This window comes from Arthrobacter sp. P1_B4 (genome assembly GCF_056406555.1).
Genome location: NZ_JBFTZW010000081.1, coordinates 1 through 13,291, shown reverse-complemented (window position 1 = coordinate 13,291; position 13,291 = coordinate 1). Strand labels below are relative to the sequence as shown.

At 65.7% G+C, this 13,291-nt stretch carries 14 protein-coding genes; 10 read left to right on the top strand and 4 right to left on the bottom strand.

Annotation, left to right across the window (positions count from 1 at the left end):
* Positions 1–374 precede the first annotated feature (374 nt).
* Positions 375–2,429 carry a glycoside hydrolase family 15 protein gene (locus tag AC1D1W_RS17215; RefSeq protein WP_476944324.1) on the top strand — a complete coding sequence of 685 codons (2,055 nt, stop codon included), beginning with the start codon at positions 375–377 and terminating at the stop codon, positions 2,427–2,429.
* A 155-nt stretch (positions 2,430–2,584) separates the two neighbouring features.
* On the opposite strand, the gene AC1D1W_RS17210 is transcribed toward AC1D1W_RS17215, so the two are convergent.
* Positions 2,585–3,076 carry a hypothetical protein gene (locus AC1D1W_RS17210; RefSeq protein ID WP_476850877.1) on the bottom strand — a complete coding sequence of 164 codons (492 nt, stop codon included), beginning with the start codon at positions 3,074–3,076 and terminating at the stop codon, positions 2,585–2,587.
* A 256-nt stretch (positions 3,077–3,332) separates the two neighbouring features.
* Between AC1D1W_RS17210 and AC1D1W_RS17205 the strand changes: the two genes are divergently transcribed.
* The 4 genes from AC1D1W_RS17205 to AC1D1W_RS17190 all read left to right on the top strand — a co-directional run bounded on the left by AC1D1W_RS17205 (position 3,333) and on the right by AC1D1W_RS17190 (position 4,731).
* Positions 3,333–3,632, top strand: a complete 300-nt coding sequence (locus tag AC1D1W_RS17205; RefSeq protein WP_243177536.1) for a hypothetical protein — start codon at positions 3,333–3,335, stop codon at positions 3,630–3,632.
* 75 nt (positions 3,633–3,707) lie between these two features.
* Positions 3,708–3,929: a hypothetical protein gene (locus AC1D1W_RS17200; protein ID WP_243177538.1), complete on the top strand. Its 222-nt coding sequence runs from the start codon at positions 3,708–3,710 to the stop codon at positions 3,927–3,929.
* A gap of 138 nt (positions 3,930–4,067) precedes the next feature.
* Positions 4,068–4,481, top strand: a complete 414-nt coding sequence (locus tag AC1D1W_RS17195; protein ID WP_243177539.1) for a hypothetical protein — start codon at positions 4,068–4,070, stop codon at positions 4,479–4,481.
* Between the two features lie 7 nt (positions 4,482–4,488).
* A complete protein-coding gene (locus tag AC1D1W_RS17190; RefSeq protein ID WP_476944323.1) occupies positions 4,489–4,731 on the top strand; it encodes a hypothetical protein in 243 nt (80 codons plus the stop codon).
* 49 nt (positions 4,732–4,780) lie between these two features.
* On the opposite strand, the gene AC1D1W_RS17185 is transcribed toward AC1D1W_RS17190, so the two are convergent.
* The gene (locus tag AC1D1W_RS17185; RefSeq protein WP_476944322.1) at positions 4,781–5,257 is read right to left on the bottom strand and encodes a hypothetical protein; all 477 of its coding nucleotides are present in this window, start codon (positions 5,255–5,257) and stop codon (positions 4,781–4,783) included.
* A 362-nt stretch (positions 5,258–5,619) separates the two neighbouring features.
* On the opposite strand from AC1D1W_RS17185, the gene AC1D1W_RS17180 reads away from it, so the two are divergent.
* Entirely contained in the window at positions 5,620–6,717 is a 1,098-nt protein-coding gene (locus AC1D1W_RS17180; protein WP_476944321.1) for an AAA family ATPase, read from the top strand.
* A 252-nt stretch (positions 6,718–6,969) separates the two neighbouring features.
* On the opposite strand, the gene AC1D1W_RS17175 is transcribed toward AC1D1W_RS17180, so the two are convergent.
* Positions 6,970–8,256 (bottom strand): FAD-dependent oxidoreductase, encoded by a 1,287-nt coding sequence (locus tag AC1D1W_RS17175; protein WP_476944320.1) that lies wholly within the window; start codon positions 8,254–8,256, stop codon positions 6,970–6,972.
* A complete protein-coding gene (locus AC1D1W_RS17170) occupies positions 8,249–9,574 on the bottom strand; it encodes an MFS transporter (protein ID WP_476944319.1) in 1,326 nt (441 codons plus the stop codon). The genes AC1D1W_RS17175 and AC1D1W_RS17170 overlap by 8 nt, the downstream gene beginning before the upstream one ends.
* 49 nt (positions 9,575–9,623) lie before the next feature.
* On the opposite strand from AC1D1W_RS17170, the gene AC1D1W_RS17165 reads away from it, so the two are divergent.
* The 4 genes from AC1D1W_RS17165 (at position 9,624) to AC1D1W_RS17150 (ending at position 13,289) form a co-directional block, all read left to right on the top strand.
* Entirely contained in the window at positions 9,624–10,445 is an 822-nt protein-coding gene (locus AC1D1W_RS17165) for an IclR family transcriptional regulator (protein WP_459384729.1), read from the top strand.
* Positions 10,446–10,564: 119 nt separating this feature from the next.
* Complete coding sequence (locus AC1D1W_RS17160) at positions 10,565–11,695, top strand: cupin domain-containing protein (protein WP_243177549.1); 1,131 nt, start codon at positions 10,565–10,567, stop codon at positions 11,693–11,695.
* A complete protein-coding gene (locus AC1D1W_RS17155) occupies positions 11,695–12,531 on the top strand; it encodes a fumarylacetoacetate hydrolase family protein (RefSeq protein ID WP_476944318.1) in 837 nt (278 codons plus the stop codon). Before AC1D1W_RS17160 ends, AC1D1W_RS17155 begins: the two co-directional genes overlap by 1 nt.
* Positions 12,531–13,289: a maleylpyruvate isomerase family mycothiol-dependent enzyme gene (locus AC1D1W_RS17150; protein WP_476944317.1), complete on the top strand. Its 759-nt coding sequence runs from the start codon at positions 12,531–12,533 to the stop codon at positions 13,287–13,289. Before AC1D1W_RS17155 ends, AC1D1W_RS17150 begins: the two co-directional genes overlap by 1 nt.
* Positions 13,290–13,291: the final 2 nt, after the last annotated feature.

Below are 13,291 nucleotides of genomic sequence, written 5' to 3'. Positions count from 1 at the left end.
CCGTACGGGCGTCGGGGATGCCGATCACCGTGTCGAGGAACTCGCCCTCGACGAACATCGGCGTGCCCTCGACCTCGAGACCCAGCCCGACGAAGAACGCCGTCACCTCTTTGAGATCGGCAACGGTGATACCAACATGATCGAAACGCCGTACCTGTGACATGAGATCAATCCTCCGTTGTTCATCTTGTCGATCCATCGGAATTGCGGAGCCGACGGGGATTCTCAGCACAATCATCGGCGAAATTCTTCAGAGCCGCATCGCCGTCGTCCTCTGCGATGAAGCACTGACCGTTGATGAAGCACTGACCGTTGGGGAGGAAGCCGTCCACGTAGCCGGGGTCCCGTTTCCACCCTGAGGGGAACATACTGGGGTGGTGAGAATCGACGCCGTGTCAGGGGCAGAGGGGAGGCGGCGGCCTGGGGCCGGCACGAGCCCGTATCCGCCGATCGCCGACTATGGGTTCTTGTCGGACTGTGAGGCCAACTGCTTGATTGCATCGAGCGGGCAGGTCGAGTGGATGTGCGTGCCGCGTCACGACTCACCGAGCGTGTTCTCCACTATCCTCGACCGCGCCGCGGGTGGCTTCAAGGTGGCGCCGTACGGCGTCCGGGAGCCCACTGCGCGCCGCTATCTCCCCGGCAGCTTGATCCTGGAGACCACGTGGCAGACCAGGACGGGCTGGCTGATCGTGAGGGATGCCCTGGTGATGGGCCCGTGGCACCACACCGACGAGAGGGCCGGCCGGTACCGCCGCCCGCCGACGAACTACGAAGCCGAGCATTGCCTGCTGCGCACCGTACGGTGCGTCAACGGTGCGGTTGAGCTGTCCGTGCTGTGCGAGCCGGTCTTCGGCTACGGCCAGCGCCGGGCACGGTGGGAGTTCTCCAGCCCCGGATACGGAGAGGCCGTGACCGCCAGCGGCGATGAGGGGGATCCGGTGCTGCATCTGACTACCGACCGCCGGCTGGGCATCGAGGACTCCATCGCGGTCATCCGCAGCCGGATGACCGAGGGCGAGCAGGCCTTTATCGCGCTCTCCTGGGGGTCGCTGCCCCCGCCGCGGACGTGGGAAGAAGCCACACGCAAGCAGTGGCAGACCACTGAATTCTGGAGGCAATGGATCACCGGGGGCGAGTTCCCCGACCACCCGTGGCGGGAGCAGCTGCAGCGCAGCGCGCTGACGTTGAAGGGCCTCACCTACGCGCCGACTGGAGCTCTGGTCGCGGCGCCCACCACCTCGCTGCCCGAGACGCCCGGGGGAGAGCGGAACTGGGACTACCGGTACACATGGGTGCGCGATTCCACGTTCGCGCTCTGGGCCCTCTACACCCTCGGCCTGGACCGGGAAGCCGACGACTTCTTCGCTTTCATCCGCGACGTCGCCGCCGAGGACGACCTGCAGATCATGTACGGCATCGACGGCGAAAGGGACCTTCCCGAGGTCACTGTCGAGGGACTCGGCGGCTACGACGGCGCCCGCCCCGTCCGGATCGGCAACGCTGCCGCCCACCAGCGCCAGCTCGACGTCTGGGGCATGATGCTGGACTCCGTCTACCTCCACGCCAAATCCCGTGACCAGCTTCCCGAGCCGCTCTGGCCCGTCCTGCTCCGCCAGGTCGAGCAAGCCGCCGCGCACTGGCGGGACCCCGACCACGGCATCTGGGAGGTCCGTGGCGACCCGAAGCACTTCACCTCCTCAAAGCTCATGTGCTGGGTCGCCCTGGATCGTGGTGCCCGGCTGGCGCGCCTGCACGGTCAGGCTGATTACGCCCGCAAGTGGGACGCCGTCGCCACGGAGATTCACGAGGACATCTGCCGCAATGGTGTCGACGACCGAGGCGTATTCGTCCAGTCCTACGGCACGATGAACCTCGATGCCTCGCTTCTCCTTGTTCCGCTCGTCCGATTCCTGCCCATCAGCGATCCACGCGTGCGCGCCACGGTCTTGGCCATCGCCGATGAACTCACCCGGGACGGACTCGTCCTGCGCTACCGCCCCGAGCAGACCGACGACGGTCTCACCGGCGACGAAGGGACCTTCACGACCTGCTCGTTCTGGCTCGTCTCAGCCCTGGTCGAGATCGGAGAGGTGGTACGCGCCAAGGCACTGTGCGAACGTCTGCTGTCCCTTGCCAGTCCCTTAGGCCTCTACGCTGAGGAGCTGGATCCGGTGAGCGGCCGTCACCTCGGCAACTTCCCACAGGCGTTCACCCACCTGGCCCTCATCAACGCGCTCGTGCACCTCATCCGCGCCGAAGAAACCAACCGCGCGGCGCAGTTCGCCCCGGCCCACCGCACGCCCTGRTACGCAGACGAAGGTCAAGGTATGGATTGCAACGACGGGCTCACGCTTCCACGGGAAGCCGCCCTGACGCGGGTCCCGGAACCGGATGTTCTGCCCCGCCGCAGCCGTGCGGAGAGGTGACCGATCCGGAGAGGCAAGGAGCAGCCCATGTGGAGTGACGTGCAGGAATCCGGGCCCTCCGTTGTTGATTGCTTCCTTGGTTTTCCTGATGCGGACATGGGTAGGTCAAAGAAACGGACCGCCGTGAGGCGGTCCGCCAAGTGTGAATGGGATGGTTACTCGGCCTTGAAGGTGAGCGAATCGTCGCCGCTCGACCAGAGCAGCTTGCCGCTTTCATACGTCATTGCAATGGGCCGCTTCAGGAATTCCTGAACCCAGAGTCGCTGGTAACCCTCAGCGCCTACACATCCCTCAGCGCCTGTCGCAATCTTCCCGGCGACGGTGAGGATGTTGCCCTTGATGACCACCGGGGCGCCCAGGGGCCCGCATGGGGTCCGCACGGTCAGCAGCAGCTCACCGTTGATGGACGTGAGCTGAGCCTTGACGGCTCCGTTCGCCGCCCACGGGAGGGCTTTACCGTTCGATGCGGCTGAGACGCTGTCGTAGGTGGTGCACGGCGCTCCGGGCAGGAATGGGGCGCACGTTTGCTGCGGCTGGGATGTGGTGGCCGGGAGGGGAGTGGGTGCACTCTTGTCAGCTTGAGCGGATGCTGAGAGGGGCGTCGGCGTGGACTGCCCGCCAGGTGGCGTCGCTGCACATGAGGTCATGAGCAGTGAAGCCAGTAGAACGGAAATCTTGAGTGGCAGATGCCGAGCACGATCCATTATTCCCCCTAGGAATGAACGCTGAACCTGACCATAGACGTAGGACCTCTGATTGTCATTAGGTTTGGGTGACCAATTTTTGGGGCCCCTTCTTGCATGGGTAAGCGGGGAGGGGGACGAATAATTGACCACGCATTAGCCGAGCAATCCAACGGCAAATATCCGCCCCCAGCCCTGGGGTGGGAGGGACAATGAAGCCATGACCACACCCCAGGCAGCATTCGCGGCCTTCATGATCGCAGCCCTCATCTCAACCGCGATCTACTTCACYGTCACCTACCGACGCACGACCAAGAGGATCGCAGACAACGCCAACACCCAGGGGGAGGCGGCAATCGCCGTTGGCACCGACCAGCCGCGAAAGCCTGGTCTGGCAGCCAAGCTGAACTACCTCCTCTTCACGGACAAGCACCCGCACTTTGACGCGCGCGACAGCCACAACCACACCGCACCTCACAACGGGAGCACCAACCCGACCTCCACGGCCGCCAATCACTGAATCAGCGGCAGCGGCGGGTCATGACGCCACCCCAGCTACTCCACCACTCGCGCGGAACGGATCGGACAAGGAACCATGGACACAACACAAGCAGTAATCACAGCCCTCATCATCACGGCATTGATCGCAACGGTCGTCTACTTCGTCGTCCGCAAGAAGGTGGGCGCCGGTAACAAGCACCCTCACTTCGAGCCGCGCGCTACCCGCGACCGCGAACTGGGCAATGACGGCCGCTATTACCCGAACGCCACCCGGGTCAACGGAGGCTACAACGGCGGCGGCAGCCTCCCAGGCTGACGCCAACCCAGCTACTCGCAGCGGAAACCCCCGGAAATCACTGGATTCCCGGGGGTTTCCGCTTTGCGCACCCTCTGCATAACACTACAAAAACGCGGGGGAGTAGGACCCGAAAAGCCCATGGCGTAGGTTGAGCCCATGAACACCCGCCGCCGCCGACAGGCCACCCTGTGGACCCTGGCCATCCTGGCATCCCTCCTACTCACCGCCGCGGGCCTGGCCATGACATTCTCACTCATCCGCACCCCAGGGGAAGGCCCTGGCCACGCCCTAATCTTCGCCGGAACTGCCGCCTCGGCCGCTGCAGCCGCCTGGGCACGCCTGAGGGATCTTGGATGGCCGATAGTCCTGGCCGTCGCGGCACCGGCCCTGCTGGTCGGCTGGCCGGATGCCGTCATGCCCGACAGCTTCATTCCGCACCTCGGGGCCGTGTTAGCTCTACCGGCAGCGCTCATCGGGCTCATCATCGGGCTGGTGGCGGGCGGGCGGCCGGAGAGCGGCCACCAGGAGCAGGGTCTACCTCCCGGGGGCCATCCGGCAGGCGGGGGATGATGGCGGCATGGATGCATTACTGAGCTGGATGCGAAAGTCGCTCGAACGGTTCCGCACCCGGAAGGGGTATGTGTGGATCGTCCAGCATGACGAGTCGCCGCACGACACGATCCTTGGCGTGTTCGGCGACGAGCAAAGCGCCAGTGACTACGCCGATGTGATGGGCTTCCAATTCACCAACGGCGTGATCTGGGGGAAGTACAAAATCGGGTCTCGGGTTGACTCCAGAGGGGAGCGGTCTCACGACTGAACCAAGCCCCTTCTGTAGCGTTATACATAGTTACCTTACATAATGTTGATTATCGGCGTTTAGATCTTGTGCGGTGGGAGGCCTTGGACGGGGCCTTGAGGCGGAGGAAGCTGGTCGAAATGTTGCTCTGGGCGGCGGCATCTTCGTCACCGAGCTCTGACCTCTTTGCGGGAGGAAAGAAATCCCGAGCCGGCAGTAAGAGCCCGGTCAACGAAAGAGCGATGAAGACGACCTGGTGGATATGGTCAGTACCCGGCGGAAGCTGACCAATCAGGTGGGCGGCCCAGAACAGCGGGTAGAACCAAAGTGCGTACCACGCCCAGGGTTCGCCTCGTCGATATGGCACGAGCACGATAAGACCGCCAAAAAGTCCCAGCCCGAACGAGGCGAGACCGTTCGCCCGATACAGCCCCACGTTTGCGCCCATCGGAACCGCAGCGACAATCGCGCCGAATGCCAGGAGGCCCGCGCTGACAATTGCGAGGCAGATCCGGCCGATCAGTAAGGGCCACTTTCTCTCATGCACGAGGTCAGACTAACTGCCGCAGGTGAGTGCTCGCGCTCAGTCGTTGTTTTTAGCCGTGCGGGTACGCCCGTTCGCAGGTTGACGTAACTTGCGGCGTGGTGAAGTGGCGTGGCTCCGAGGCGTCACCCAGCCTCCTGCGGGTCGGCCAAGCCAACGCCAGGACTCGATCAGCGGCAAACAGGCAAACAGGCCATCAGGCCAATTCTTCCGCAGGGTGCCGACGGGCTTACTCCCCCGCCGGCTCTCACTGAGGCCGCTTCGCCGCAGCTTCTGGCCGGGGTGTCAAGGGTGGTAGGCTGGCCCCAAATTCACCACTTTCACCACTTTCACCACTTTCACCTACTTTCACCCTGGAGGTCCCGGTGCGGAACCCGTTCAAGCCCACCGCAGGGGCCACGCCGCCGGACTTGATTGGGCGGGCCGGGCTCTTGGATGAATTCGAGTACGGCCTGCAGCAAGGCTCGGGAGCACCCGGGCTTTTGACCATCATCACCGGATCCAGAGGCATCGGCAAGACAGTCATGCTGAGCGCCGCGGAACGGATCGCGGGAACTCACGGCTGGGCGGTAATCTCCCGAACAGCAAACCCCGGTTTCCTCGCCGGAATCGGCGACGACATGCTCCGGCTTGTCGAGGAACTCGGAGACGGGCCCCCAACACGGAAAATCACAGCATTCTCGGCGGCAGGGTTCGGACTAACAACGCAACTCCCCCAGGAACGGAGTGCCGACTGGCGACGGACCGGGAACGAACTTCTGCGGCTGTTGGACGCCAAAGGTACAGGACTCGTTATCACCATCGACGAGATACATGCGGTGGACCGCACAGAAATTTCCCAACTGGCCGCTGAAGTGCAGCATTTCATCCGCGACGGACTGCCCATCGGCCTCATCTTCGCCGGCCTGCCATCCGCCGTCTCCGACCTCCTCAATGAAGGAGTGGCGACCTTCCTGCGACGCGCCGACAGGATCAATCTCCACGAGGCAGCCATCGCCGAAGTCACCGCGTCCTACAGCGAGCTCTTCAGTGAGGGAGGGATAGACGTCTCCCCCGGCCTCGTCAGTGAAGCCGCGGAGGCTACGGAGGGCTACCCCTTCCTTATTCAGCTTGTGGGCTACTACCTCTGGCTGGAGGCCGGAAAGGCCGACTGGAAACTGGATGAGAGCAGCGTGCACAGCGCCATCAGCGCCGCTCAACGACGAAACACACTAGTAGTCGTCGAGTCAGCGCTATCGGATATCTCGGACAAGGACCGCGAGTTCCTCGACGCCATGGCCCTTCAGGATGGATCATCGGCAGCGGGCCTGATCGGAAACATCATGACGGCCAAGCCCAACGTGGTTTCCAAGTACCGAAAGAGACTCATCGCCGCGGGCCTGATCGAGTCAGCCGGCTACGGCAGGGTGGACTTCGCAATCCCCGGACTCCGCCAATACCTCCGCGAAACAGCGTCGGCCTGATGCAGTGACGGAACGTCAGCGGAGCTCCTCGACCAGCCCGATGATGATTCCGGCGGGGCCGCGGACGTAGCACAGCCTAGGGGGCCGGGAATTCTTGCCGTTGACGAATACCGTGCGTCGACAACATCCAGGAATCGGCGGAAAGTCCGCACCGGATCATGACGGAAGAAGCTCCGGGCCGGGCTCCTTGAGGAAGCCGGCCCGGAGCTCGTAACGGGTCACTCAATGACGGCGCCCGGCCCGGAGCCCGGATCAGGCGGAAATCTTGTCCGCCATGCCGGAGTGTGCCGCGCGGGCCGCCGGCACGCCGTCGCCGTCCTGGCCGTACAGCCAGTCGTTGTACCGGAAATCGTTGTCCATCCGGCTCTTGAAGAGCAGGTTGCGCAGCGTCCGGGCCAGCCCGGAGACGTGCCAGGATTCGCCCCAGACGCGGGCGGTGCGCTGGACCCTGGCGGTGCGGCCGGCGCGGAGGCTGTTGAATTCCTTGATCGCGCCGTCCCAGGCTGCGGGGTTGACGCCGGCGGCAGTGAACACGGTGCCGTTGGTGACGTCCTGCAGGACTGCTGCGTCCTCGAGCGCCTGGCAGGCGCCCTGGGCCAGGTACTGCAGCATCGGGTGCGCGGCGTCGCCCATCAGCACCATCCGGCCGGCCACCCAGTTTTCGATCGGATCGCGGTCGTACATGGGCCAGCGCATGCTGGTGCCCAGGTTTTTCAGCGCAGCCTGGACGGCGGGGACGCAGTCCTTGTACGCGGCCTCGAGCTCGTCGACTCCCCCGTATTGCTCCTCGCCGCGCTCAAAGGAGGCGGACTTGAAAACGGCCACGGTGTTCAGCAGCTCGCCCTTGCGCAGCGGGTACTGCACCAGGTGGCAGTCCGGTCCGAGGTAGACAATGACGTCCTCGAGGTCCGCTTTGGGTGTGTGTTCGGTTATGGGCACGGTGCCGCGGTAGGCGACGTAGGCCGAGGGGACCGGCTCGTCGCCGGCAACGAGCGGGCGCAGGGTGGACTTGAGCCCGTCGGCGCCGATGACGACGTCGGCCTCGTAGTCCACGCCGGCGGCCGTGTGAGCCACTCCCCTGCCGTTCACGGTCTCCACGCTCTCGACCATGACATCGTTGACCAGTTTCACGCCCGCCGCTTCGCAGCCCTCGAGCAGGACCCGGTGCAGGTCGCTGCGGTGGATCACCACGTAGGGCGCACCGTAGCGTTCCTCGAATTCCCCGCCGAGGCTCTGGCGCGTGAGCTCCTCGCCGGTGACGGCGTCGCGGAAGACCAGGTGCTTGGGCTGGACGCCAAYCTCCAGGGCCTTGTCCAGCAGGCCCCAGCGCTTCAGGACGCGGGAGGCGTTGGGCGCCATCTGCAGCCCAGCGCCGACCTCGCCGAATTCGGGGGCCCGCTCCACGAGGGTGACGTTGGCGCCGCTTTCCCGCAGCGCGAGGGCTCCGGCCAATCCGGCCATTCCCCCTCCGATGACGAGGACATCAGTGGACAGTCCGTCGGTGGACAGGAAACTGGTTGACGGGACGTGCTCAGACATTGCTTGCTCCTGTTAGTGAAGGGGAGGTTGAGAGTTTTGATTTGAGTTTGAGCCCGACGGCGGCCAGCAGGACCGCTGCTATCGCGGCTGCACCGGCGAAGGCCAGGAAATTGGAATTGACGCCCAGTCCGGCAGCCAGCAGGAGGCCACCGATCTGGGGTGCGGCGACGGCGCCGATGCGGCCCGTCCCCAGCGCCCAGCCCAGCGCGGTCCCCCGCAGGTGCCCGGGATAGTGGCTCGCGACGGCGGCGATGATGAGGCACTGGGTGCCGTGGGTGCCGACGCCGGCGAGGACCAGCATGAGGTAGACGACCGTCACGGGCGGTCCCGTAACCAGGACCACGAGCGCGCCGGCGGCGACGGCGGCCGCGGCGATCGCCGTCGGGATCGGGCCGAACCGGGTCCCGGCCCAGGCCGTGATGACCGAGCCGGCCACCGCACCCAGGTTGAGGGCCAGGGCGAAGGTCAGGGCTGAGCCCAGGTTGTACCCGGCCAGCTGCATGAGGTTGGGCAGCCAGGTTCCCAGCCCGTACCAGGCGAACAGGGTAGCGATTGTCGCGAGGGCGAACAGCAGGCTCACCCCCAGGTAAGGGGCGCGGAGCAGGGACTTGAAGCCGATCGGCTCTTTGAGGTTGCGAGTTCGCCTGTCCTCGGCGCTGACCGGGGCCAGCGTCTCGGGCAGGTATTTCAGTCCGAGAGGCACCACGATCATCAGTGCGAGCACGGCCACGAGGAACATGGACTCCCAGCCGAAAGCAGGGATCAGTTGGATGCCGACGAGGGCGGCGATGGACCCGCCGATCGGGACGCCGGACATCATCAGGGTGGCGATGGTAGACCGCCACTTAGTGGGGACCAGTTCGGCAACGAGGGCGTTCGCCGAGGGCACCAGGCCACCGAGCCCAATGCCCGCCAAGAGCCGCAGCCCCCCGAAGACGGCTGCGTTGGGGGCGAAGGCGCAGAGGATGGTGAAAATCGAGAAGACGATGGCACAGCCCAGGATGGTGCGGCGGCGGCCCCACGAGTCGGCCATCCGGCCGGCGAAGATCGCCCCGATCATCATGCCGACGAAAGCCATGGAACCAATGGTCCCGGCGGTGGCCTTGGTCAGCCCCCAACCGGTCTCGGAGATCAGGGAGGACTGGACCGTGCCGTAGACGATCAGGTCGTAGCCATCGAAGACCACCAACAGCCAGCAGACCAGGACGGCGGCTGCCGAGCCTTTGGAGAACCGTGATGCAGGCCCACCAACGGTAGAGGGGGCAGGGGCCCCCGGCGAAGACCGTTGCGGCACTGCAACAGATTGTGTGTGATTCATGCCACTCACTGTCCTAGCCGCCGCAGGTGAACCACAATACAATTCTGATGTGCAGAACAACCCATCCGGCAGAGCGGCCCGGAAGCCCGTCCAGAAACGGCCCACCTATTCCATCGAGGCGGTGGACAACGCGCTGCAGCTCCTCCAGCTGCTCCGCGACGGCGGAGCACTCCGGCTCAAGGACGCCGCCGAGGAGCTGGGCGTGGCGCCCTCCACCGCCCACCGCCTGCTGGCGATGCTGGTCTACCGGGGTTTCGCCGTGCAGGATGAAAACCGCCGCTATGTCCCCGGCCCGGCAATGGGCGTCGGGCCGGCCGGCCTGAGCTGGACCCGGCTGCTCCGGTCACTGGCCCAGCCGCACATGGAGCTTCTCTCTGCACGGCTCAACGAGACGGTGAACCTCATGGTGCGGGTGGGGACGAAAGTGCGCTTCCTGGCGACGGTGGAAGGGAGCAATGTGCTGCGGGTTGGTGACCGGCAGGGGACGGTGATGGCCGCCAACAAAACGTCGGGAGGCAAGGCCATGCTCGCCGAACTGGAACAGCCGATGATCGACCAGCTCTTTCGCAGCAACAATGCCGAGATTGGCGGGGACACCATTGCGGCCGCGGAGTACCCGGCGTTCCTGCGCGAGCTTGACTCCGTCCGCAGCAACGGATTCGCGGCCAATTTCGAAGGCACGGAAGAGGGCGTGAGCGCGCTCGGGATGGCCCTTCACAACCGGCACGGGCACGTGGTCGGCGCACTCAGCGTCGCCACTCCGGCGACCCGCTTCCGCCGCGTGTTTGACGCCGGACTGGTCCCCGCCCTGCGGGAAACCTGCCGGCAGCTGGAGATCGATATCGCGGCCAACCCGGCCGAGCCGGACTGAGCACCGCGGCCGCCCGGTTCCGGGAATTCTGACCAGCAGAATATGTTGGGGGTCACACACCGGCATCCGTAGAGTCGAACTACGCCAAAGAACTGTTCTGACCTACCGAGGAGGCCCACGTGTCCATCAGCGCCGAGAACACGACTCACGAATCAGTGGCCGCGGGGCACACTGCTCCGGAGCCGACGCCCGAAGAAGCTGCCCAGCTCAAGGAGCTGTACCGGGATTTTGACCGCGAAAACCTGATCCCGCTGTGGACCGAGATCGCAGACCTCATGCCGATGGTCCCGACCCCCAAGGCGGTCCCCCACGTCTGGCGGTGGAGCGACCTGTACCCGCTGGCTGCCCGTGCCGGCGATCTGGTCCCGGTGGGCCGGGGCGGGGAACGCCGGGCCATTGCCCTGGCCAATCCAGGCCTGGCCGGGACGCCATACGCCACCCCCACGCTGTGGGCGGCCATCCAGTACCTCGGCGCCCGGGAAACGGCTCCGGAGCACCGGCACTCGCAGAACGCGTTCCGCTTCGTCGTCGAGGGCGAAGGGGTCTGGACTGTGGTGAACGGGGACCCGGTGCGGATGTCCCGCGGCGATTTCCTACTGACCCCGGGGTGGAACTTCCACGGGCACCACAACGACACCGATGAGCCGATGGCCTGGATCGACGGCCTGGATATCCCGTTCGTGCACTACGCTGACGCCGGCTTCTTCGAATTCGGCACCGAGCGCGTCACCGACGAGGCGACCCCGGACATCTCCCGCTCCGAGCGGCTCTGGGCGCACCCGGGCCTGCGCCCGCTGTCGGGCCTGGATGACACCACGAGCTCCCCCATTGCGGCCTACCGCTGGGAACATACGGACCGTGCCCTGTCCGAGCAGCTGCTGCTCGAGGACGAGGGCCACCCGGCCACTGTGTCCCAGGGCCACGCCGCCGTCCGCTACACCAACCCCACCACCGGCGGGGACGTGATGCCGACCATCCGGGCCGAATTCCACCGCCTGCGCGGCGGGGCCAGCACCGAGGCCGTCCGCGAGGTCGGTTCCAGCGTCTGGCAGGTCTTCGAAGGCTCCGGCTCCGTGGTCCTCAACGGCGAAACCAGGACCCTCGCCAAGGGCGACCTCTTCGTGGTCCCGTCGTGGCAGGAATGGTCGCTGCAGGCCGGAACCCAGTTTGATCTGTTCCGCTTCAGTGACGCCCCCATTTTTGAACGGCTGAACTTCAACCGCACCTACATCGAAGGACGCAACAAGTAATGAGACTCCTCACCCTCCGCACCTCTGTTGGAGACAAGACAGTAACTAAGGCCGTCCGCCAGGACGGCGACACCCTGACCGAGATCGACGGCTTCGCCGACGTCGGAGAACTGCTCCGCACCCAGGGCTGGGAAGCGACGGCGAAGGCGGCGAACGGCGCCACGTACCCGGCCGAGGGCGCCGACCTGGACGCCGTGGTCCCCTCCCCCGGCAAGATCATCTGCGTGGGCCACAACTACCGCAACCACATCAAGGAAATGGGCCGGGAAGTCCCCGAGTTCCCCACCCTGTTCGCCAAGTACCAGGAATCACTGATCGGCCCCAACGATGACCTGGCCCTGCCCCAGGAATCCGACGCCGTCGACTGGGAAGCCGAACTCGCCCTCGTGATCGGCAAAAAAGGCCGCCGGATCAGCGAAGCCAACGCCGCGGACCACATCGCCGGCTACGCCGTCCTGAACGATGTGTCCATGCGCGACTACCAGTTCCGCACCATCCAGTGGCTGCAGGGCAAGACCTGGGAGAAGTCCACCCCGTTCGGCCCGGCCCTGGTCACCAAGGATGAGTTCACCGCCGGCCCGCTGATGACCTCCGCGGTCGACGGCGAAGTCCAGCAGAGCACCCCGACCGGGGATCTCGTGTTCACCCCGGAGTTCCTGGTCTCCTACATTTCCACGATCATCACGCTGAACCCGGGCGACGTGATCGCGACCGGCACCCCGGGCGGGGTGGGCCACGCCCAGGACCCGAAGCGCTACCTGCAGGAAGGCCAGGTCCTGGTCACCACCATCGAGGGACTGGGCCAGCTGAAGAACCGCGTCATCAAGGAAGCCTGATGGTTGCCCGCCAGGACCAGACGACGGACCCGGAACTGCTCGCGGCGCTGCTGCAGGCCCGGCGCGGCACGGCGTTCTTCGCCCGCAAGCTCAATGAACTCAGTGACTCGGAGCTCGACGGCGATTCGCTGCTGCCGGGCTGGACCCGCCGCCACATCACGGCGCACATCGGCTACAACGCCCGGGCGATCGCCCGGCTCATCGAGTGGGCGGCCACCGGAGTGGAGACCCCTATGTACGCCTCCACTGCGGTCCGGGACCACGAGATCGACTTCGGCGCCACGCTGAGCCCGATCGCGCTCCGGCACCTCTTCGACCACTCGGCCGTGCACCTGAACGTCGAATGGCGCGACCTGCCCGGGGACGCCTGGCACCACAAAGTCCGCACCATCCAGGGCCGGGAAGTGCCCGCCACGGAAACGGTGTGGATGCGCAGCCGCGAAGTCTGGATGCACGCCGTCGACCTCGCCAACGGCGCGAGCTTCGCAGACATCCCGGCACCGGTGCTGGAACGGCTGCTGGCGGACATCACCGGCGCCTGGCACACCCGCGGCACCGACAAAGGCCTCGTGGTTAAGGTCCCCGACCGCGAGCTCACGTTCGGGGACACGGCGTCGGCGACCCCCACCGTGGTCTCCGGACCGCTGGCCGCCGTCGTCGAATGGGCCGCCGGCCGCGGCAATGGCGGCGTCACAGCTACCGGGCCCGGCACTGAAGCGAAAGACGGGACGGTTCCAGCCGCCCCGAAGTGGATTTGAGC